The 23,535-nt window shown below is 42.0% G+C and carries 16 protein-coding genes; 13 read left to right on the top strand and 3 right to left on the bottom strand.

The window, feature by feature from the left end; all coding sequences use genetic code 11:
• Window positions 1-117: 117 nt before the first annotated feature.
• The 13 genes from NST25_RS22180 (at window position 118) to NST25_RS22120 (ending at window position 19,017) form a co-directional block, all read left to right on the top strand.
• On the top strand, window positions 118-1,584 hold the full coding sequence (locus tag NST25_RS22180) for an extracellular solute-binding protein (RefSeq protein WP_076129626.1): 1,467 nt from the start codon (window positions 118-120) through the stop codon (window positions 1,582-1,584).
• A 408-nt stretch (window positions 1,585-1,992) separates the two neighbouring features.
• Window positions 1,993-4,614 carry a bifunctional acetaldehyde-CoA/alcohol dehydrogenase gene (gene adhE / locus NST25_RS22175; protein WP_036682925.1) on the top strand — a complete coding sequence of 874 codons (2,622 nt, stop codon included), beginning with the start codon at window positions 1,993-1,995 and terminating at the stop codon, window positions 4,612-4,614.
• A 254-nt stretch (window positions 4,615-4,868) separates the two neighbouring features.
• Window positions 4,869-7,130: a formate C-acetyltransferase gene (pflB, locus tag NST25_RS22170; RefSeq protein WP_076129627.1), complete on the top strand. Its 2,262-nt coding sequence runs from the start codon at window positions 4,869-4,871 to the stop codon at window positions 7,128-7,130.
• A 217-nt stretch (window positions 7,131-7,347) separates the two neighbouring features.
• Window positions 7,348-8,085, top strand: coding sequence for a pyruvate formate-lyase-activating protein (gene pflA / locus NST25_RS22165; protein ID WP_036682920.1), 738 nt, complete (start codon window positions 7,348-7,350; stop codon window positions 8,083-8,085).
• 439 nt (window positions 8,086-8,524) lie between these two features.
• Window positions 8,525-9,931 carry an extracellular solute-binding protein gene (locus NST25_RS22160; RefSeq protein WP_076129628.1) on the top strand — a complete coding sequence of 469 codons (1,407 nt, stop codon included), beginning with the start codon at window positions 8,525-8,527 and terminating at the stop codon, window positions 9,929-9,931.
• A gap of 128 nt (window positions 9,932-10,059) precedes the next feature.
• Window positions 10,060-10,944, top strand: coding sequence for a sugar ABC transporter permease (locus tag NST25_RS22155; RefSeq protein ID WP_036682917.1), 885 nt, complete (start codon window positions 10,060-10,062; stop codon window positions 10,942-10,944).
• A complete protein-coding gene (locus tag NST25_RS22150) occupies window positions 10,944-11,774 on the top strand; it encodes a carbohydrate ABC transporter permease (RefSeq protein ID WP_036682912.1) in 831 nt (276 codons plus the stop codon). Before NST25_RS22155 ends, NST25_RS22150 begins: the two co-directional genes overlap by 1 nt.
• Window positions 11,775-11,802: 28 nt before the next feature.
• Window positions 11,803-13,656: a sensor histidine kinase gene (locus tag NST25_RS22145; protein ID WP_076179044.1), complete on the top strand. Its 1,854-nt coding sequence runs from the start codon at window positions 11,803-11,805 to the stop codon at window positions 13,654-13,656.
• Window positions 13,634-14,425 carry a response regulator gene (locus tag NST25_RS22140; protein ID WP_076134515.1) on the top strand — a complete coding sequence of 264 codons (792 nt, stop codon included), beginning with the start codon at window positions 13,634-13,636 and terminating at the stop codon, window positions 14,423-14,425. The genes NST25_RS22145 and NST25_RS22140 overlap by 23 nt, the downstream gene beginning before the upstream one ends.
• Window positions 14,426-14,747: 322 nt before the next feature.
• Window positions 14,748-15,047, top strand: a complete 300-nt coding sequence (locus NST25_RS22135) for a hypothetical protein (RefSeq protein WP_340392490.1) — start codon at window positions 14,748-14,750, stop codon at window positions 15,045-15,047.
• A 306-nt stretch (window positions 15,048-15,353) separates the two neighbouring features.
• Window positions 15,354-16,346, top strand: a complete 993-nt coding sequence (locus NST25_RS22130; RefSeq protein ID WP_305953563.1) for an ABC transporter permease subunit — start codon at window positions 15,354-15,356, stop codon at window positions 16,344-16,346.
• A 15-nt stretch (window positions 16,347-16,361) separates the two neighbouring features.
• Window positions 16,362-17,324 carry a carbohydrate ABC transporter permease gene (locus NST25_RS22125; protein WP_235219483.1) on the top strand — a complete coding sequence of 321 codons (963 nt, stop codon included), beginning with the start codon at window positions 16,362-16,364 and terminating at the stop codon, window positions 17,322-17,324.
• Between the two features lie 94 nt (window positions 17,325-17,418).
• Window positions 17,419-19,017, top strand: a complete 1,599-nt coding sequence (locus NST25_RS22120) for an ABC transporter substrate-binding protein (RefSeq protein WP_076134514.1) — start codon at window positions 17,419-17,421, stop codon at window positions 19,015-19,017.
• A gap of 74 nt (window positions 19,018-19,091) precedes the next feature.
• Here the strand turns inward: NST25_RS22120 and NST25_RS22115 are convergent, their stop codons facing one another.
• From NST25_RS22115 to NST25_RS22105, 3 genes are read right to left on the bottom strand one after another with little or no spacing between them, the layout of a single operon-like run.
• A complete protein-coding gene (locus NST25_RS22115; RefSeq protein ID WP_340392489.1) occupies window positions 19,092-20,375 on the bottom strand; it encodes an extracellular solute-binding protein in 1,284 nt (427 codons plus the stop codon).
• Window positions 20,376-20,393: 18 nt separating this feature from the next.
• The gene (locus NST25_RS22110) at window positions 20,394-21,638 is read right to left on the bottom strand and encodes a response regulator (RefSeq protein WP_340392488.1); all 1,245 of its coding nucleotides are present in this window, start codon (window positions 21,636-21,638) and stop codon (window positions 20,394-20,396) included.
• A 12-nt stretch (window positions 21,639-21,650) separates the two neighbouring features.
• The gene (locus NST25_RS22105) at window positions 21,651-23,420 is read right to left on the bottom strand and encodes a sensor histidine kinase (RefSeq protein ID WP_036682901.1); all 1,770 of its coding nucleotides are present in this window, start codon (window positions 23,418-23,420) and stop codon (window positions 21,651-21,653) included.
• Window positions 23,421-23,535 lie beyond the last annotated feature (115 nt).

Raw genomic sequence — 23,535 nt, 5'->3', positions numbered from 1 at the left:
TCTAGTCACGGATCGTAAACATGCACATGAAAGGAATATAAATGCACCTCGTTTGTAAACGATTTCTCTTTTATGATCGATATGTAAGATAACTATGAATTGAAAAGGGGAGTTTCAATGCGTAAGTACTCTAGCGTGCTACTAAGCCTCCTTGTGGCCGGATCATTGTTAACCGCATGCGGCGGTAACAACAATAACGGAAACACAACAGGAAACAAGGAAGGGGAAGCGACTACTGCGCCAACGAATGCTGCAACAGATAATGCTGGCAGTGCTACAGCAGCGCCAACTGATGATATCACACAAAGAAAAGTGACCATCAAAATTCACTATCCAACCCCTGACCTAACCGAAGTTAGAGCACAGGAAGATGACAAGATCAAACGTTTCCAAGAGGAGTATCCGAATGTTGAAATCGTCAAAGACGATTGGCAGTACAATGTAAGTGAAATCGGCATCAAAATGGCAGCGAATGAAGCTCCAACCTTCTTTAACACTTACGCTACAGAAGCAAAATTCCTAGTTGAAAAAGGCTGGGTAGCTGACATTACGGATCTGTGGAATAAATACGAATTTAAGGATCAAATTAACCCGGTTCTCCAAAATCAATTTATCATTGACGGAAAAGTATTCGGCGTAACTCAAAAGGGTTATGTAACAACCACAATGATCAACAAAAAAATGCTGGATGAAAAAGGCGTTGCTGTTCCATCTATGGATTGGACTTGGGATGATATGCTGAATACCGCGAAAGGTGTAGCTGATACCAAAAAAGGGATTTCCGGTATTGCTCCAATGGGTAAAGGGAATGAAGCAGGCTGGAACTGGACCAACTTCCTGTTCGAAGCTGGCGGTGAAATTCAGAAGATTGAAGGCGGTAAGGTTGTAGCTACTTTTAATTCTGAGGCTGGGATTAAAGCGCTGGATTTCTACAAGAAACTTAGATGGGAAGCAAACGCGATTCCTCAGGACTGGGCACTGGGCTGGGGTGATGCTGTAGGCGCATTCCAACAAAGTCGTACAGCAATGGTAATGGCTGGATCTGACGGTGTTATTGAGCAAGCGTTGAATCAAGGCGGTCTGAAACCAGAAGATGTACTTACGTATCCAATGCCTGCGATGGAAAAAGGCGGAAAACACACTGGGGTACTTGGTGGTGACTACCTTGTAATCAATCCAAATGCAACACCAGACGAGCAAGAAATGGCATTCCGTTATATTACATTTGATTACTTCTCCGATAAAGGTCTAGAAGCACTGGATGCGGTTCTGCAACAACGTACAACGGATGGCAAATACTTTATTCCGCCGCTCTTAGATTACTATTCTGCAGATTCTGACTTCGGTAAGAAAACAAAAGCTGTGTATGATAAATATACAAATGTATATCAATACAGCCCTGATATTTTAGGCTTGCTGGACGGTAAACCGGAAGCGCAATACAATACACAGGACTACTACGCAACCATGTCCAATGTAATTCAAGAGCTGTTCTCCAAAAAAGGAACAGATTCCAAGACACAGCTTGAAGCTGCTGCAAAAACAGTGCAGGAGAAATTCTTCGATACAATTAAAGTAGAATAGGCAAGGAAGGACAGAACCGGCTCCATTAGGAGTCGGTTTTTTTATGTTTATATTATTGATATTTTTATAAATCAACCCAACGGATGGTTTCCGACTATTTTTTAGAGGGTCATGGGAAAAATAGAGTGTCAACAAAATTAGATTTGCATTTTTAAAATATTTTTGCGAGCGGAAAGGTAGAAAATGGGTATTGGTTCTTGTCTTTTTAAACATAAACTTTAGATTTAAGGGATATTACAGCATAAATAATGGTAAAAAACCTATAAAATGATCGAATGAAAGCGCTTTGAAAACAAATCAAAAAAACTTTATACTTTGTGAAAGATTTCACTATACAAGGTGGAAATGATGTGATAAGATAAATGTGTAGAGAAAAACAACCTAAAAATTGACAGGAGGACGAGGGAGATGGCAGTTAAGAACGAAGTCGCCGCCCAAGTTAAACAAACTACCGCTGAAGAGTATATTCAGACTTTGGTGGATAAAGCGAAAAAAGCACATGAGGCATTCATGGCGCTGGATCAAGAGCAAGTTGACACAATCGTTCATGCAATGGCGTTGGCTGGACTCGACAAACATATGTACCTCGCTAAATTGGCTGTAGAAGAAACTGGCCGCGGGGTTTACGAAGACAAAATTACTAAAAACATCTTCTCGACAGAATATATCTGGCACGGAATTAAATACGATAAAACAGTAGGCGTTATTGAAGACAATGCTTATGAAAGCTTCCAAAAAATTGCTGAGCCCGTCGGAATTGTAATGGGTATCACACCGGTAACCAACCCTACATCCACCACGATGTTTAAAGCGTTGATTTCGATTAAGACACGGAACCCTATTATATTCGGTTTCCACCCATCTGCGCAAGAGTGTAGTGCAGCAGCTGCTAGAATTCTTCATGATGCGGCTGTAAAAGCTGGCGCACCTGAGAACTGTATCCAATGGATTGAAATGCCAACGATGGACAAAACAAACGCTTTGATGAACAACCCTGACGTTGCACTTATTCTCGCAACAGGCGGTTCTGCAATGGTAAAAGCAGCTTATAGCTGTGGTAAACCAGCTCTTGGCGTAGGTCCTGGTAACGTACCTGCATTCATCGAAAAGAGCGCGGATATCGATCAAGCCGTAACGGACATCATTCTTTCCAAAACATTTGATAATGGTATGATCTGTGCTTCCGAGCAAGCTGTTATTATCGAAGAACCAATCTTCGATCAAGTGAAAAAGAAAATGATCGCTAATGGCTGCTACTTTGTTAACAAAGAAGAAGCTGCCAAACTTACTAGCGGCGCTATGAACGTTGATAAATGTGCGGTTAATCCAGCAATCGTTGGACAATCCGCAGTGAAAATTGCTGAAATGTGCGGCATTCAAGTTCCTGCCGGCACTAAGATTCTGGTAGCAGAACTTGAAGGTGTAGGCACTAAATATCCATTGTCCGCTGAAAAATTGAGTCCTGTGCTTGCTTGCTACAAAGTTAAAAACGCAGATCAAGGTATTGAACGCGCAGCACAAGTTGTTGAATTTGGTGGTATGGGCCATAGTTCGGCTATCCACTCCAACAACGAAGAAGTAATCATGAAGTTCTCTAACCGTCTGCAAACAGGACGTATTCTCGTTAACTCGCCTTCCACTCATGGTGCGATCGGCGATATCTATAACACTAACATCCCTTCGTTGACGCTGGGCTGCGGATCTTATGGTCGTAACTCCGTGTCGCAAAACGTTACAGCAATCAATTTGATCAACGTGAAAAGGGTGAATCGTCGTACCGTGAATATGCAATGGTTTAAAGTACCTGACAAGATCTATTTCGAAAAAGGCGCTACTCAGTACCTGACCAAAATGCCTGATATCACACGTGTCGCAATTATCACTGACCCAATGATGGTTAAGCTTGGATATGTTGAGAGAGTTGAACATTACCTGCGTCAACGCCAAACTCCTGTAGCGATCGAAGTGTTCTCGGAAGTTGAACCAGATCCATCGACAACTACAGTTGAAAAAGGTACAGCAATGATGAACAGATTCCAACCGGACTGCATCATCGCACTTGGCGGTGGTTCCCCAATGGATGCTGCAAAAGGAATGTGGTTATTCTATGAACATCCAGACGCTGACTTTAACGGTCTGAAACAAAAATTCATGGATATCCGTAAACGGGTTTACAAATTCCCTAAACTTGGAAACAAAGCTAAGTTTGTAGCGATTCCAACTACTTCGGGTACGGGTTCGGAAGTAACATCTTTCGCAGTTATTACCGATAAAACAACTGAACAACACACTAAATATCCTTTGGCTGACTACGAGCTAACTCCAGACGTAGCTATCATTGATCCAGAGTTCGTATATAGCTTGCCAAAAACTGCTGTAGCTGATACAGGTATGGACGTATTGACACATGCCATCGAAGCTTATGTATCTGTTATGGCGAGTGACTACACGGATGGTCTGGCAATTAAAGCAATCCAATTGGTATTCCAATACCTTGAAAAATCGGCTCTTGAAGGCGACAGAGTTGCCCGTGAAAAAATGCATAACGCATCAACACTTGCTGGTATGGCCTTTGCTAATGCTTTCCTGGGTATTAACCACAGCTTGGCGCATAAATGGGGCGGTCAATATCACACTGCTCACGGTCGTACTAATGCGATCCTTATGCCACACGTTATTCGTTACAATGCTAAGAAACCTACGAAGTTCGCTTCGTTCCCTAAATATTCACACTTCGTAGCTGACGAGCGTTATGCAGAAATCGCCCGTATTCTGGGATTGCCAGCTCGCACAACTGAAGAAGGTGTAACTAGCCTGATCAATGCTATTCGCGACATGAACAAAAAACTGGGTATCGAAGAATCCTTCCAACAATTGGGCTTTGATCCTAAGGATTTTGAATCCCATGTAGATTACTTGGCTGACCGTGCATTTGAAGATCAATGTACAACTGCCAATCCTAAGCTGCCGCTGGTATCTGAACTCGCAGATGTATATCGTAATGCTTTCTACGGAAGATTTGATAATTAATATTTGGTTAAGTAGATAATAGGATGGTTGTGGATTAGATATGAGTGACAAATATCACCGGAAAGGTGATATTTGTCACAGTCTATTTATAGAAAATAAACTAAAATGTTTATATAAACAACGGTCCCATATATGGAACAATGATTGTGAATTTTCGAACAACCATATTTTTCTTGGGATCACGAGACACGGGATCAACCTTCAAGCCCGCGATCTCTACAAATATAATATAAATATAGATGGAGGGATTTAGCATGTCGGTGATTGAAAAAGATGTACAAGAAGTGAAATCCGGTTGGAGAAGTTTTGCAAAAGGTAAATGGTCCAGAAAAGTTGACGTTAACAACTTTATCGCAAGCAACATTAAGCCTTATGAAGGAAGCGAAGAATTCCTCGTAGGACCTACTAGTAACACAACTGAACTGTGGAAGATTATTTCCCAATTGAGCAAGGAAGAAAGAGAAAGAGGCGGCGTATGGGATGTTTCCCTAGATACTGTCTCCACAATCACTTCACATGCTCCAGGCTACATTGACAAGGACAAGGAACAAATTGTAGGCGTACAGACTGATGCTCCTTTTAAACGTTCCATCCAGCCATTCGGCGGGATCAAGATGATGGTTGATGCTACGAAGGCTTATGGCTTCGAGCTTCCACAAAACATCGTTGACATGTTTACGAACATTCGCAAAACGCATAACCAAGGCGTATTTGATGCATATACACCAGACATGAGAGCTGTGCGTAAATCCGGCGTAATTACAGGTCTTCCTGATGCTTACGGACGCGGACGCATCATCGGCGACTACCGCCGCATTGCTCTGTACGGTATTGATTTCCTCATTAAAGACAAAAAACAACAACAAACTGAGCTTGAAGTAGATTCCATGACTGAAGATATCATTCGTTTGCGTGAAGAGCTGTCCGAACAAATTCGTGCACTTGGCGAATTGAAAGAAATGGCAGCTGCTCATGGTATGGATATTTCCAGACCAGCGACCAACTTCAAAGAAGCTACTCAATGGGTATACTTCGGATATCTGGCAGCAGTTAAAGAGCAAAATGGTGCGGCGATGTCCCTGGGCCGTGTGTCCTCTTTCCTGGACATCTATGCAGAACGCGATATTGCTGAAGGTACTTTGACTGAAGAACAAGTACAAGAAATCGTCGATCATTTCGTAATGAAACTGCGTATCGTGAAATTCTTGCGTACACCTGACTATAATGATCTGTTCTCCGGCGACCCAACATGGGTAACTGAATCCATCGGTGGTATGGCTGAAGACGGAACAACTCGTGTTACTAAGAACAGCTTCCGTTTCTTGAACACCCTGTACAACTTGGGTCCAGCTCCGGAACCAAACTTAACTGTACTGTGGTCCGAAAAATTGCCTGAAGCCTTCAAAAAATATTGTGCTAAGGTTTCCATCGAAACTAGTGCAATTCAGTATGAAAATGACGATGTAATGCGTCCATACTGGGGTGAAGATTATGCGATTGCTTGCTGCGTATCTCCAATGCGTATCGGTAAACAAATGCAGTTCTTCGGTGCTCGTGCCAACCTGGCAAAAGCATTACTGTATGCTATCAATGGTGGTGTGGATGAAAAATCCGGAGCACAAGTTGGACCGGAATTCCCAGCGATCACTTCTGAATATCTGGATTATGACGAAGTAATGAAACGTTTCAAACCGATGATGGAGTGGTTGGCTAAGACTTATGTTAACACTTTGAACATCATTCACTATATGCATGACAAATATTCTTACGAACGTATCGAAATGGCGCTGCATGACCGTGACATTCTGCGTACGATGGCTTGTGGTATTGCTGGGCTGTCCGTTGCAGCAGACTCACTAAGCGCAATTAAATACGCCAAAGTAAAACCTATTCGTAACGAACAAGGTATTGCGATCGATTTCGAAACCGAAGGCGAATTCCCTTGCTACGGTAACAATGACGATGCTGTTGACAGCATCGCAGTAGAATTGGTTGAAACCTTCATGACTATGATCCGTAAAAACAAAACATATCGTGATTCTGTGCCGACTCAATCGGTACTGACCATTACTTCGAATGTAGTGTACGGTAAGAAGACAGGTACTACACCTGACGGACGTAAGAAAGGTGAACCTTTCGCACCAGGTGCTAACCCAATGCACGGACGTGACAAGAAAGGCGCCTTGGCTTCCCTGAACTCTGTAGCTAAACTGCCTTACTCCGATGCACAAGATGGTATCTCTAATACGTTCTCCATCGTACCTAAGGCACTTGGTAAAGACGAGGATTCCCGTAAGTCTAACCTGGTACACATGATGGATGGATACTTCCATAACAACGCTCAGCATTTGAATGTTAACGTATTTAACCGTGAACAGCTGATGGACGCTATGGAGCACCCAGAGAACTATCCACAATTGACTATCCGTGTATCCGGTTATGCAGTTAACTTCATCAAGCTGACTCGTGAACAACAAATGGATGTAATCAACCGTACATTCCACGGTTCGATGTAATTTGTTCCTGTCATGAAGATCTTTGAATTAGTACTACTATTGAAATAATTGCAAGGAAGATACCGCCCTTGTCTCAAGGGCGGTAATATCTTGTTTGAGAATTGTTAAAATTTTAAATTTTATTGCCGCGATATAGGGATATGACAGTCTCAAGGACAGGGATCTTCATCGTTGAAAAAGGGACTGTTAGTCTGGCGTGGCGAAAGGATGACATCCTATGATTAAAGGTCGCATACATTCTTTGGAAACCTTTGGAACCGTTGATGGACCTGGTATTCGATTTGTCTTATTTATGCAAGGCTGCTTGCTGAAATGTCAGTATTGCCATAACCCTGATACCTGGGCTTTAGATGAAGGTAAAGAAATGACTCTAGAAGAAGTGCTTTCGGAAATCGAGCCATATATAAACTACTATCGTTCATCCGGTGGCGGGTTAACTGTATCCGGTGGAGAACCAACCTTGCAGGCGCAATTTGTAAAGCAGTTATTTACGGAAGTGAAGAAGCGTTGGAATTTGCACACCACATTAGACAGTAATGGTTACAACGAAGGTGACAAGATTAATGACTTATTGGATGTAACAGATTTGGTTATGCTTGATCTGAAGCATATTGATGAAGAAGCGCATATCAAATTAACCGGTAAATCCAATGATCGAACTTTGAAGCTTGCACGCTGGCTCTCAGACCATAATCGTAAGATGTGGATCCGACATGTATATGTTCCTGGTATTCATGATCGTGAAGAGGATCTCATTAACTTAGGTCGTTATATTGGAACCTTAAATGGCGTCGAGAAATTCGAAATCTTACCTTATCATCAGATGGGTATCTATAAATGGGAAATGCTCGGCAAAGCTTATGAACTGGATGGAGTACCTTCTCCAACAGAAGAAGAAGTGCAACGGGCATATCGCTTGGTCGAAGAAGGTCGTAAGCAAACGGCATTGGTATAATAGAAATCTATTTTTAAGAGAGACCGTACCCTCAGTGGTTGATCATCACTGAAGGTGCGGTTTTTTGTTATGAGTAAGTAAAAAGGGAGGGGTTAAAGCTCCTCTGAGGGGGAATTTTATATTATTCCTAATAAAGACATGCTATAGTTACACGTGGTTTATGGGGTAGATAATAAATGAATATGTCAGGTAATATGACTAATTTTATATTTTAATTAAATGTTTTTAAAGAGAAACAAACTTTTGTGATGAGAAAAACAAATGAATAAAGCGATTTAACATTTTAATGTTATAAAATATAACTTATCATGTAGTTGATTCCGCTTACATTAGAGATTTTTATCCCTATAGTGGATGAATCTTAACCTTACGATAATGAAGTCTGTTTTCTATAATAAGAAGTGTAAAGCACATCAATATATAGGGAGGGTCACAAGAAATGAAAAAAAGTATGACTTTGCTATTGTCCCTGATTTTCGTATCATCAGCTTTACTGACTGGTTGCGGAGGCAACAACAATGCGTCTTCTAACAAAGGAGATGGAAACGCTACCGCGACTAACTCAGCCGCTACAAATGCTCCAGCAACAGAAGAACCGGTAAATAACGAGCCATTTGAAATGACGATTCGTCACACTCAAATCGGTGCAGACAAGCAGAAACGTCTGGCTATTCTCGAAGAAGTAGTTAACAAAGTACAAGAGGATGTACCGGGTCTGACCTTTAAACTCGATGGGGTAGATTCAGATGTAAACCGTAAAGAAAAATTGCGTGGTGAAATGGCTGCGGGTAATCCACCGGAAATCTTCGATCTGTTCGGTAGCCCTGACTCCAAGATCTATGCTAAAGAAGGTAAATTACTTGACCTGACTCCAATCCTTGAGGAACTTGGAATTAAGGATAAATTCTCAAATCTTGATCCTTTCACTTATGAAGGAAAAATCTATGGATTGCCAATCGGTGGTTCTGGTGAAGGTTTCTTCTATAACAAAGAATACTATACAAGCAAGGGCTGGAAGGCTCCAACAACATTTGCTGAATTGGAACAACAATTGGCTGATATCAAGGCTGATGGAAAAGTACCTTTGGCTGGTGCATCCAAAGCTGGTTGGGTACCACTTATGTTAGCTAACCACCTGTGGTCACGTTATGCAGGTCCGGATGTAACTGCTAAATTTGCAACAGGCGAAGCTAAATGGTCTGATCCAAATGTAGTAAAAGGATTTGCGAAATACAAAGAATGGGTTGATAAAGGCTACTTCAAAAAAGGCGAACTTGGCTTTGAATATGCTGAATACACAACACAATTCACTAGTGGTGAAGCGATCCTGCTGTATGATGGTACTTGGAAATCTTCCGTATTTAAAACGGGCCAATCTGGCGAAGGGTTGATCGGTAAAGTTGGATTCTTCAACATCCCAGCAGTTGAAGGCGGAGCGGGTGACCAAACTGCATTGATGCGCGATGTGAACAATGGTTATGGTTTCTCTGCATCTGCTGAGAAAGATCCACGTCAATTGGCTGCTGTGAAATCTTTTATTAAAAACTTATTTAATGAAGAAATGCAATTGCGCGGACTTGTTGAAGATGGCGTATTGCCAGCAATGAAGATTGACCAAAACGTATTGAATGAGAATATTACTGATGATCTGATGAGCGAAATCGTAGGTGTACTTAACAACTCACAATCTTCGTTCCCAGCATTTGACTCACTTGTTCAAGCTGATGTAACTACAGAAATCAGTAACATTCAAATTCAAAAACTGATTGGCGATCAGACGACTCCTGAGAAAATGGGCGAAGCTTTGCAAAAGGTACAAGAAGAAGCAAACGCAGCAGTTGAATAAATAGCTGCAAACTGAATGTACCCTGGTGCTAAATCCAGGGTACATTTTTAAAATCAAAGAAAATATGTGTTTGCACTTGATCTGAAGCATTCACTATTCGCCAGATGTCAAAGCAACCGGAGGTAGTCATGAATAAAGCATTAAGAAATCCAGTGGTATTTTTCCTTTTCGTTCTTCCAGCATTGATATTGTTCACGATGTTTTTCATTTACCCCATTTTTAGTTCTATTTATTACAGCTTTACTAGTTGGAACGGTGTATCGGAGACGGTTAAATCAGCCGGATTAAGTAATTATGAGAAAGCACTAGGAGATGAACGATTCTGGATATCCGTTAAAAACAACGGTTGGTTTATTCTTTTCTCCGTATGTATACAGGTACCGTTGATCGTATTCTTCTCGTTATTAATTTCTAATGTGAAGAAGTTAAAGGGCTTATATAAGACAGCAGTCTTTATGCCTTCCATTATGTCTACAGCGGTTATCGGTATTCTCTGGGGGTTTATCTATGAGCCCAACATTGGACTTTTTAATAAGCTCCTTAGTCTAGTAGGAATTAATCCTATTTACTGGCTGTCAGATGAAAGATTTGCAATGCTTTCTATTTTGTTGACGAATGCTTGGCAGTGGACTGGATTTTATATCGTTATGGTCCTAGCGGCGATTCTAGCTATTCCTGGTGAATTGGATGAAGCTGCAGCCATTGACGGCGCAACTGGATTTCAACGCGCTACTCGTATCACGCTCCCACTAATCGTACCGATCATCTCGGTTGTAATTATGCTATCCATTGCTGGAGCAATGAAAGCTGCGGATATCGTCATCGTTATGACTAAGGGGGGACCTGCAGGTTCAACCGATGTAATGGCAACATACATGATTAAATATGCGATCACGAACTTTAAGTATGGATACGGAAATGCCATCGCTGTCCTGATCTTTGCATTTACACTGGTGGTTACAGTCCTTTATCAGCTGCTGATTGCACGTCGTACAGAAAGGATTGAATACTGATGCCACGCGCCCTGAAAAAGAGTCTGCCACATATTGCCCTTTTATTCTATTTGTTAGTGATCCTGTTTCCTTTCCTATTCGTATTATTCTCATCTGTGAAAAAGGATAATAATGAGATTGCGCTTAATCCTTTTGGCATCCCAAAGGAATTCGTCTTCAATAACTACGTGGAGGCTTGGGTAAATGCCAAGATCAGTACTTACTTTTTCAACAGTTTGTACATTTCGATCCTTGCCTCTGTAGTGTCCATTCTGCTTGCGTCTATGTTTGCTTTTGCGGTTACACGGATGCGTCAGGGGAAATGGAATACTATTTTGTTCTCACTGGTTTTAGTGGGAATGCTCATTCCGAATAATGCTTTAATGCTGCCGATTTATACGATTGTACGTAAGTTAGGAATACTGAACACCCACTGGGCGTTGATCATTCCTTATATCGCCAATGCGATTCCATTTACCATCATTATTTTAGCAGCATTTATGCGAAATTTACCTAGAGAAATAGAAGAAGCTGCGGTCATGGATGGCTTGAAGGCACCGGGTATCTTTGCTAGAATTATTGTACCTCTAACGGTTCCGGCTATGGTTACTGTATTCATTGTTAATTTCCTGGGAAATTGGAACGAGTTCTTGCTAGCTAACTACTTCCTGTCGAATGACGAGCTGCGAACGCTTCCAGTAGGTATGGTCCAATTCCGTGATCAATACCAGATGAACTATGCACAAATGTCAGCCGGTATCGTCTTCAGCGTCCTGCCGGTAATTATCATTTATGCTATTCTGCAGGAGAAGATTATTGAAGGTGTAACAGCGGGCGGCGTAAAAGGATAACTTTATTCTCAGTCAGGAGCACTAGCCGATGAATTTGCGCTATAAATTATTTACGGCATTTTTGGGCCTGATTATCATTCCTTTATTTATTCTAGGCATGCTTATGTTTTTTGTGACTTATAATTCTATTGAGAAAAAGTACAGTCAGCAGTCGGAATACTCACTTAAAGCGATTAGCTACAGTATTTCTAATGTATTAAAAGATATGGATAACGTTACAGACAACGGAATTGCTACCTCGGTATTTCATATGGCCCTTAGTGCAGATGATCCTAACAACCAGGATTTGACTGATGCTGAGCAACTGAATCTGAATGCGAGCCAGCGCAATTTCCGTAGTCTGTTGTTTAATCATCCATCGATCAGCTATGCATTTTTGTACAATTTTAACGGTAGAGGTAACTCTGAAATCGTGTCGCTTTTTAACAAGGAAAATTTCCGAACGCTACCCTATGATACATTCAAAAAAAGTGATCTGTACCAGGAAGTTATGGACTTGAATGGTGTGCCGAAATGGCTGGCTCCTCACGAGTATCCCGAGCTTACGGGTACTGAACCTGTGTTTACACAAATTCGGCTAGTGAAGGAATTGAGCTTCTTTCAAAACATAGGTATCCTAGTTGTGCAGATCAAGAATTGGGAGTTCGAATCCATATTTCGCAATCTAAAAATTGGGGATAGCAATCAGGATGTTTCCTTTATGCTTGTAAATGATGATGGAATGATTCTTTTTGACCCAGATCAAAAGCTGGATGGACAGGACTTCCAGTCTTTCGCGGATAAAGAGATTACCTTTAAAAAAGGGTTTCAGAGTTTCAAAACAGAGTACAACGGGGAGAAAAGCATTCTTTCCATGTATCACTTGAAGGACTATCCATGGAGTCTGGTATCTGTGACTTCTTGGAATACGTTGTCTCATGAAGTTACAGTATTTGCTCGTTGGTTCGTCGCTGTGATTTTCCTTTGCTTATTGGCAGCTGTGATCTTCAATTTATTTTTTATGAACCGGATTACCGGCGGCATCGCTGTCATTGTTCGTTTTATGCGCCGGGTTGAAGACGGAGATCTGACCACTAGGGTAGAAGTTAAAGGAAATGATGAGTTAACGCTGCTTGCTAAGGGTTTTAATGATCTTATGGATAAAATCAATGGGTTGTTTAACAGAATTCATGTGGAGCAGCGTCGCAAGAATCAAGCTGAGATGCGTGTTCTGCAGGCACAGATTAAACCACATTTTTTATTCAATACATTAGAATCAATCAATGTTCTCGCTATACAGAATGAAGGCAAAAAAGTTAGTGAGATGGTCTACAGGCTGGCCAGTATTTTGCGAATCAGCATTCAGGATCGGGAAGAGATTACACTGGATGAAGAAGTTAAACATTTACGCAATTATTTGGATATACAAAAATTCCGCTTTGAAGATTTGTTCGAATACGAGATCGATATTCCGAATGAATTGATGAGTTGCGGTATCCTTAAACTCACTTTACAACCGCTTGTAGAGAACAGCATTCAACATGGGTTTGAGGGCATTGATTACAAAGGTCATGTTTCTGTGAAAGTTTGGGAGAAGCAGGGGGATTTGATTTTACGTATTGAAGATAATGGTATTGGTATTACACCTTCTCAGTTAGCTATTTTTCAATATATTGTGAATGATCCTGTGGAGCAAGAAGTTAAGGTTGAACGGGATAACCGGATGAATCTTGAACGCAGAGGTCTTGGTATTCGCAGTGTAGCAGATCGCATCCGCATTGAATACGGTGACAGGTACGGAATATTTATCTGTTCTAGTCCAGGTCATGGTACTATTATCCAATGTGTCATACCTAAATACGAGCAGGGGGAAGATCATTATGCTAAAAGTATTATTGGTTGATGACGAAGCCCCAATTCTGAATAATCTGAACAGGGTGTTGCCTTGGCAGGAGATGGGGATGGAGGTTGTCGGTATGGCGCGAAGCGGGATGGATGCTTTGCGTATTGCCGAGGAGAAACAGCCTGATCTTGTGTTATGTGACATCCGGATGCCAGTGATGGACGGGTTAACTTTTATCGGTAAGTTGCGGGAGATGGGATTGGATAGCGAGGTGCTGCTTCTTACCGGATATCAGGAGTTTGATTATGCACGGGAAGCGATTCGGCTAGGGGTTAAAGAGTATATTTGTAAGCCGATACATTATGAAGAGCTTGGCAATAAGGTACGGGAGATTGGGGCTAAGATTCGTAGTAAGCAGTTTAAGAATAAACTGTATAATAGCATTCCAATTTTTCAGGAAATTCCTGAAGGTGAAGATGATTCTGGCAAAAAAACACCGGATCAGCTGATGAACCAAGCAGCTAAGTACATCACAGAACATCTCCATTCTGATATTGGGATTGAGGAAGTGGCGAATAAGATCGGGATTAGTGGCAGTTATTTCTGTCTCTTATTTAAGAATCGTTTTGCTATGACCTTCGTGGAATACGTGACCCTACAACGAATTGAAGCTGCTAAGTTTATGCTAACTAACAGCGATAAGAGTATTACGATGATTGGCTCGGGAGTTGGCTATCAGGAGCGGCGTTATTTTACCAAGGTATTTCAGAAGCAGACGGGGATGTCGCCTAAGGAGTATCGCGACCGATGCCGGACCGAAGTGCGGTGAGGTCGGCTGCTGAGTGGTGAGGTTAGCGTCGCTCCAAGGAATGTTTGTTGCTGAGTGGTGAGGTTAGCGTCGCTCCAAGGAATGTTTGGACTTCCGGTCGCTGTTATCCTCAGATTTCTTGATTAGAAACCGCTATTAGCGGTTGAAATCCGAGGATAAAGGCGAACGCTACGCTCCTACAGTTCCAAACTTCCTCTCCGTTCCTTCTCCCTCACCCCTCTTCGTAGTATAGGGGCCGTCCCACACCTACGGATGTGGGCCTCTCTGGGAACACAAGGACTGATTGCCTAGTTAATTTAAGGCAGGAATTATCGACCAGCCCTTGGCTGTGATGAAGAGAAAAGATTATCAACCAGCCTTAGCTGTGATGAAGAGAAAAGATTATCAACCAGCCTTAGCTGTGATGAAGAGAAAAGATTATCAACCAGCCTTAGCTGTGATGAAGAGAAAAGATTATCAACCAGCCTTAGCTGTGATGAAGAGAAAAGATTATCAACCAGCCTTAGCTGTGATGAAGAGAAAAGATTATCAATCAGCCTTAGCTGTGATGAAGAGAAAAGATTATCAACCAGCCCTTGGCTGTGATAAAGTACGAAGATTATCAACCAGCCCTTGGCTGTGATGAAGAGAAAAGATTATCAATCAGCCCTTGGCTGTGATGAAGAGAAAAGATTATCAACCAGCCTTTGGCTGTGATAAATGCGATTAAGGTACATAAGCTATGATTAATTAAATTTTTTACCTCTATTAGAGGCTGAAGAGATGGTTTTCCTCGATTTTCGAGGATAATCGTCTCTTTTTTTATAGAAATATAATATGTTCCCTATACTCCCATAAATTATCATATGTTTTAATTAGAGTGTAAGGAGGATACACAAAACGTTAGGCAAGCAAGAGTAATTGGGGCTTAAGAATGGGATGATGGAGAATGGGGGAACCAAAAATGAGTGTGACGAATCCTTCCGTCAGCTTGTCAGAAGTAAAGAAACCAGGCAGGGGAAGAACGCCGAATTTTCTTAGAGTAATGAAGAAATATTGGGTGTTCTATTTGATGATGTTACCTGCGATAGTGATTCTAATCATCAATAATTACATACCGATGTTAGGGACGGTAATTGCATTTAAGGATATCAATTACCAAAAAGGGATTCTGGGTAGTGATTGGGTCGGGTTAGCGAACTTCAAATATTTAATCTCGACGGAGACGGCCTGGATCATTACGAGGAATACGTTATTGTATAATACAGCGTTTATTATACTGACGCTATTTTTTTCGCTGGCTTTCGCAATTATGTTTAACGAAATGCGCAGCAGATGGCTATCGAAATTCCATCAAAGCGCTATGTTTCTCCCTTATTTTCTCTCTTGGGTCGTCGTAAGTTACTTAGTATACGGCTTTCTGAGTGCAGAGCATGGGTTCATGAACAAGACATTACTCCCGTTCTTTGGGGTGGATCCTATCGAATGGTATTCACAGTCCAAATATTGGCCTGGGATTCTAGTAATCGTGAAGATATGGAAAGAGATTGGGTATACAACGGTTATTTATATGGCCGCTATTATTGGAATAGATAATGAATATTATGAGGCTGCACTAATTGATGGAGCTTCTAAATGGAAGCAGATTCGAAAAATTACACTGCCGCTAATCAGCCCAGTTATTATAGTAATGACGCTGCTGCAGATAGGCAGGATTTTTAACGCAGACTTCGGATTATTCTTTCAGGTTACGAGAAATGCAGGAGCGTTATACTCGACGACGCAGGTTATCGACACATATGTATATCAAACCTTCCTCGCAATCGGTGATATAGGAATGTCTTCAGCCGCGGGTCTCGTTCAATCTGTTGTAGGATTTCTATTGATTTTCTTAGCGAATCTAGCAGTGCGGCGAATCAGTAAAGATGATGCTTTATTCTAAAGGGAGGTGGGAGTGTTGAGCCAGACAGAAACAGCAATAGGGTCGTCACGGCGTACAGGAAAGCGCACAAAACGGCAAAGACAACCCAATGAAATATCTAATATATCTAATTTGCTAATTAATATATTCTTTTGGATATACACAGCGATTTGTGTGGTGCCGCTGATCCTCGTAGTTATTGTATCGTTTTCGGACGAGAATTCCGTTATCCAGAACGGCTACAGCTTTTTTCCTAACAAGTGGGATATTTCTTCTTATGAATTTCTGTTAAAAGATTATTGGCAAATTATCGATGCAGCTTCCGTTTCGTTATTTGTGACTGTGGTGGGCACGATTCTGAGTCTTATCATTATGGCTATGTACGCTTACCCTATCTCACGTGGAGATTTTCCACATCGTAATTTCTTCTCATTTTTTATGTTTTTTACAATGTTGTTTAATGGGGGCCTTGTGCCTTGGTATCTGGTCTACACGCGAATGATGCATATGAAGGATACGTTATGGATTCTAATTATGCCGCTGCTGGTTTCTGCTTTCTTTGTTATCATCTTACGGACCTTTTTTGCCAATACCATACCGCCAGCTTTAATCGAATCTGCTAAGATCGATGGGGCACCAGAATTCCGGATCTTCGTTCAAATTATTTTGCCTTTGTCTATGCCAGTGTTAGCTACAGTAGGTTTGTTTCAGACCCTGGCCTATTGGAATGATTGGTACCTTAGTTTGATCTTTATCTCACCCGAAGGTCATGTCAATTTACAATACCTAATGTATAAGACGATGCTGAATGTTCAATTCCTGACAGCAAGTCCTCAGGCGATGGCTGCCTTGGCTGCACAGGGTGTAGAAATCAATATTCCAACAGAAACGGTAAGAATGGCGATGGCTGTTATTGGTATCGGACCTATCGTGTTTGTATATTCCTTCTTCCAGAAGTATTTTATTAAAGGGCTTACCGTGGGTGCTGTCAAAGGTTAAGGACGATTGTAATGGCTTAATTCGGCCGCTTTATGCTAAGGTGTGAACGGCCGATTCAGCATATATAAATATTTTGAGGGAGGTTATGGTGTATATGAAAGCTGTTAGAAAAAGCGCACTAATGACACTATTGCTAACGATGGTACTGAGTCTTAGTTTAGCAGGCTGCGGTGGGAATAACGGGAATAATGAAGCAGCTTCACCTGCTCCAAGCGAAAATGCAACCGCTACCAATGCTGCTGCTACGGATGAGCCAGCCGCAGATCCTACTGCCGAACCGGCAAAAGAATTGGAGCCTTATACCGTCAAGTTAATTTATGTCGGTGCCGTGCAAAAGGATGAAAAAGCTGTAGAAGATGAAATCAATAAGTTATTGGAACCTAAAATCAACGCCAAATTGGATATCGCACCGATCGATTGGGGTCCATGGGACAATGATGTCAATCTGAAAATTGCGAGTCAGGAAAAATTCGATATCATCTTTACAGCTCAATGGAAGAACTACGTAACGAATGCAGCTAAAGGCGCTTATCTCCCGATTAATGACGATAGTGGCAAATATGGTAATCTCCTAAATGAATACGGCCAAGGGATTCTAAAAAATCTGGATCCACAATTCTTAAAAGGTTCAGCGATCAATGGTGTGAATTATGCTGTTCCTACAAACAAGGAGCTGGCTGCACAAGGTGGGGTTGTCTATCGCTCCGATATTGCGGATGAACTGGGCATCGATATGTCGAATGTGAAATCCATTCAAGATCTGGATGCAGTTCTCAAAGTAGTGAAGGAGAAAAGACCTGACCTGACTCCATTGTATTTCAAACAAGGGGAGACCTTTAACTCACAGTACATGGCACAATACGATACCCTTGGTGATGCTGCCATTCCTGGTGTTCTGCTTAAAGATTCCTCAGATACTAAGATTCAATCGATGATTGAGATGGATCGTTATAAAGAAATCATTAAACTTACTCGTGAGTATATGAAAAAAGGTTACATTAACAAAGACGCAGCTGTTGCTACAAATTCGACTCAGGATGCAATGAAGGCTGGCAATGTCTTTATGACAGTGCAATCGCTTAAACCGGGTAAAGATAGTGAGCTGGCTAACGCTACCGGCTTGGTTGGCAAGCTGAAACAAATTGCATTCAATGATCCAACGATTTCTACAAGTGATGCTGCTGGATCGATGCTTGCGATCTCTGCTTCCTCTGGTGATCCGGCCCGGGCTATGATGGTGTTAGATCTCCTGCACACAGATAAAGATATCAACAATCTGCTTGTTTTCGGTATAAAAGGTGTGCACTATGAAGTCGTAAGTGGTGATACGATCAAAGCTACAGATAAAACAGCTGATTATAATACGGCTGCAGCTTGGATGCTTGGAAGTCAATTCCTGAACCCCGTGTGGGAAAGTGAAGCTCCAGACAAATGGGAACAATTCAAAGCCTTTAACTCTAAAGGTAAAGCCTCTGTAGCGCTTGGTTTCAACTTCGATGCCTCCTCAATGAAGACTGAAATGGCTGCTTGTAAAGCTGTAATGGATGAATACGACATCAGTTTGGATACGGGTTCTGTTGATCCTGATACCGTACTGACTAAGTATGCTGATAAGCTGAAAAAGGCAGGGCTCGATAAGATTATTGCAGAGAAACAAAAACAGCTGGATGCTTTCCTGGCTGCGCAAAAATAAAGCGAAAATGAATTTAAAAAAGGCTCTCCCCGGCAGGCTAATTTAGCCGGGGAGAGCCTTTTTTATGATAGTACTTAGCGGAAGGAGCTGTCTATTTGCTTTGCGGCTTGAACAGCAAGGTTCCAAGCCAGTTCAGGAGTTAGCTCGCCTTTTTCAGCTTTGGTCAAGTATTCGAGCATGCTTGTCTCCACGTCAGCATGATGAGGGCCGTAATAGGTGGGAATTACTGCTTTTGCTGCTGACGAAAGGGTCAGACCAAGCTCTGAATTAGGAAAATAAGGATCATGCAGATCGTGGATCTCTGGGTCATCATAGATTTCGGGGGTGGAAGGGAAAGCCCCTTGTACCTTGAAAGAAACCAATTGCTGCGTTGGTTCGGTTAGCCATTTAATAAGAGCAAAGGATTCATCAGGATGATTACCTGTCTTTGGTAAGGTCAGAACGGAGCCTCCCCGATTAGCGCTGTTTTCTGGGATTTGTGTTACATTCCATAAACCGCTGGCAGTTGGAGCACTGCTCTTGATATGACCAATCATCCAAGCCGGACAGAGCATGACTGCAAAATCTCCGTTGAGCAGGCCTGCACCCCAGCGTTGGGTATCCACTGCAATACTGGCGGACAGATTTAGCTTAAGGGCTTGAATTGAGAAGTCCCAGGCTCGTTTGACCGCTGGATTATTGTCGAGGATCAATTCTTGTGTTGTGGGACTGTAATATTGAAGCTTGGACTGACGTAGAAGGGTGAGATAGAGGTTCTCCAAGTCATTTACAAAAGCTTTTCCTGTTCTCTCCTGTACTTTGGTGCCCGCTTCAAGGAATTGATCCCAAGTTTGGATTTCTTTAGCCACTTCTTCTGGTTTAGTAGGGAGGCCTGATAATGCGAATATATCCGTTCGATATAACATGGCATAGGGACCAATTTCCGTTGGTAATCCAAAAATAAAATCATTACCCAGCACCTCCTGCCACTTCCAATTCAGAAATTGGTCCTTCAGATTGTCAGCATCAAAAGTGTTTAGATTATAAAAATAATCAGGAAACTGTTTGAAGCGATCCAAATAGCTAATATCAATGGCAGCCACATCCGGCGAACTGTATCCAGCTGCGAATGAGGTCTGTAGCTTGGCTGGAAGCTGCGTGGAGGTGGAGGTCTGAATATGAATCTCTAGCTCGGGATGCTGGGATTGATACTGGTCAATGAGCGACTCAAGACCTGATCCAGCAGTGAGCCAGATGTTCAGCTGTATCGGGTCTTGTAAAGCGGTATCTTCCTTGGAAGGGGAGAGCTGACAACCACTTGTATTAAGTAACAAGCCAAATGTTAATAGGACAGTAATCAACTTACCATTTACATTCAAGAGAAACACACCTCTGCTTTATTTGTTGTGCTTCTGAAATTCCTGAGGAGTCATCCCCATGTATTTCTTAAAAATGAGGCTGAAATACGCAGGATCCTTAAAGCCTACTAATTCGCTAACCTCATATACCTTGAGAGTAACATTCTCTAATAATTCAGTAGCTTTTTGAATACGAAGTTTGGTAAGAAAGCTAGAGAATGGTTCCCCTACATCATCTTTAAACAATCGGCCGAGATAGGTAGGATTCATATACAGTTCGTCTGCGATCATCTTGAGGGAGAGATTTTCTTGGAGCCGGGAATTCATAACCTCAATCATCATAGAGATTACCCTGCGCGTTGCCTTTACTTGTAGTTGTTCAGTGAGCTGTGGAGAAGCCGATTGCATGGAGAGGTCTCTGAAAAAGATAACGGATGGCGTACTCTCTTTTTTGACCTGCTGACAAGCTTCCAGACTCTCATGATAGGCGGTTGCGAGTGCCCCCAATTGATAGTGAGGGTTAGAGACCCCTGCACAGAATGGCGATTTCAGAATGCCCGATAGCTTATGCAGCAGCTCTTGTGTCAATACCTCATCAACGCGGTTAGGCTGCTCAAGAGGATAGAATAATAGCATGATGGCTTCCTGCTCCTCTTGAATGCCAACAACGTTGGCATACAGCGCAAAACATTCTTCTAATATATTTATAACCGCTGCATACATGGCTTGTTCCGACCAGTTCTGTGGCATGCCCACTCCAAGATGGTTTACGGTTACGACTACAAAGGAATGAAAAGGAGGAATAAGTTGTTCTTCAAAATAGGGTAACGGGATGCCGTAAAGAAGATCAGATAAGCGTTTCTCCCGAAGGTTTTTTTCTCTTAGCTGCGTTAATTGCCTCTGCTGTTTCTTCAATTGAAGACGTTCATATACGCCTGTTGCGACTTCAAGAATATGTTCTACTGAATTTGGTTTAACCAAATATTCCTTTACACCATAACGGATGGCTTGACTGGCATAGGTGAAATCCTGATAACCTGTGAGCAGCACGGTTTCAGTGTCTGGATAACATTCATGGATATGCTTTGCAAGTTCCAGCCCATCCATGCCGGGCATTCGGATATCGGATATCACCAGATCAACCATATGCTCTTTTAACAATTGCACAGCCTCTAAACCGTTCTCTGCCGAGCCAATAATGCTAAAATTGTGATTCGCACTTCCCAGCATTTCTGACAGAGAACGGCGAACAAAACTTTCGTCGTCCACGATTAACACATTCATCGTTGTGCCCCCTTAACTTTGATCATACTGTAATGGAACAGTGACCTTCACAAATAAGCCACCAAGCTCGCTTGTTGATAGCTGTAGACCAAATTCCTGTCCGTAGATCAGCTCTATGCGATGATTTAGATTAGATAGTCCAATTCCGGTATGAAGCAGCTTCTCCGGATTAACCTCACCGCCGACTAATGCGTCTGCCATACTTTCCTCACTCATGCCGTCCCCGTTGTCTTCTACAGTTAACACCAGAGATGTTCCTTCACTATAGGCACGTATGCGAATTAGCCATACTTCCCGAAGTGTGGGTTCAAGTCCATGAGTAATGGCATTTTCGACAAGTGGCTGAAGGGTTAATTTCATTAGCTGGCCATTCATAACCTCAGGATTTACAAAAAGATCAATCTGCAATTTGTCCTCGTAGCGCAGCTTCTGGAGAAAAATGAACCGTTCTAATTGCTTTAAATCCTCCTCAACTGTAACGAATTCGGATCCGCGGTCAATACTATAGCGGAGCAGATCACTTAGAGCGAGTACCATTTGGGACTCTTCCTGCATGCGTTTGTTGGCGAGCGACCAATAGATTGTATTCAAAGTGTTATAAAGAAAATGCGGGCGGAATTGCGCTTTGAGTGCTACGATCTGAGCTTGCTTTTCACTGATTTGTTTGCTGGATAGGTCAGCGATAGTATGATCCAGGTTTTGGAGCATCGAATTATAGCTTGAATAAAGGATAGCCATTTCTTTGTTCATGGTTGTTTTTACAAAAGGTAAAGTAGTTCCCCGTTCGACATTGCTCAGCTTGGTTGCCAGATTACGAAGGGGCTTGGATAGGGTCCAAGAGAAAAAGAAAGTGAATAGTAGGGCAGCACCCATCCCCAGCAGGCCAATTAAAATTATATTCCGGCGGATCGTATTTAAATCTTTAACAGCGTCTTTAGAATCAATGTAAGCAAAAACGCTCCACTCGCTATAGTCGGAATAGGCATAGGATACGAACAGATTGCGTGAGTTTATTTTTTGTGGAATGATTCTGGCTTTATGATTGCTGAATTGTTTTAGAAGCCCGTCGTTCATATAGAGTCCAATTTCTTTTGGATCTGTGGAATAGACAATGGTATTAAATGAATCAACAACTTGGATTTTCTCATTTTTGCCGAGGTGAAATTGGCTGACAGCGTTATGGATAACCTCGACAGGGAGGACAAGAAACAGGGTTCCTAACCGGTTTAGATCATTCCAATCATTAATTTGTCTGGCTCCCATCACCACAGGGATATTACCGTTCTGCCATACATCTACACCGAACCAGACCATTCGGCCTTTATTCTGTGCTATAGCCGGAAACCAATAAGCATCGCGGATTTCCTTTTCGCTGTCCCATATGACCTTTAAGGAACTGCTGTTGGTATACACCTGATCATCGGACAGCCCGAGCAGCTTGAACTGGATGTCAGAGTTTATGGAACGTGTCTGTTGATCTATGTAACGAGTAATTTCCATGGCGTCTGTACGAGGTGAACGTGACAACGCTAAGTCTCCCAAGGTTTCTTGAATCAAGGGACTGAACATGATCGTAGAAGAAAGCTTATCGTTATCCTGAAGAATTGCGTCCATTTTACCTTGAAGTTGCTTGACGGATTCCAGGATATATTGGTTGGAGCGGTTTAGAACAGCTTGAGAGGAAGAGCGGTAGGACAAAAAAATGGTGAATCCTACGATGGTGAAGATGATTAGAGAGAAGCCCATGATTAATTGAACGAGGATGGAGATTTTTTTGGACATGTTATCCCTCGCATGTAAAAGATATTCTTCCATACATTGTAACAAAAGCAAATGAAAGCGAATATAGTCAGACGAAAAATAAACATATTTATAGAAAAAATCTCATTTTTTTCAG

It is taken from the genome of Paenibacillus sp. FSL E2-0190 (assembly GCF_037992965.1).
Classification (GTDB): Bacteria; Bacillota; Bacilli; order Paenibacillales; family Paenibacillaceae; genus Paenibacillus_AQ; species Paenibacillus_AQ odorifer.
Note: the sequence above shows the minus strand (reverse complement) of the source record. Positions and strands in the feature narration are given on the sequence as shown.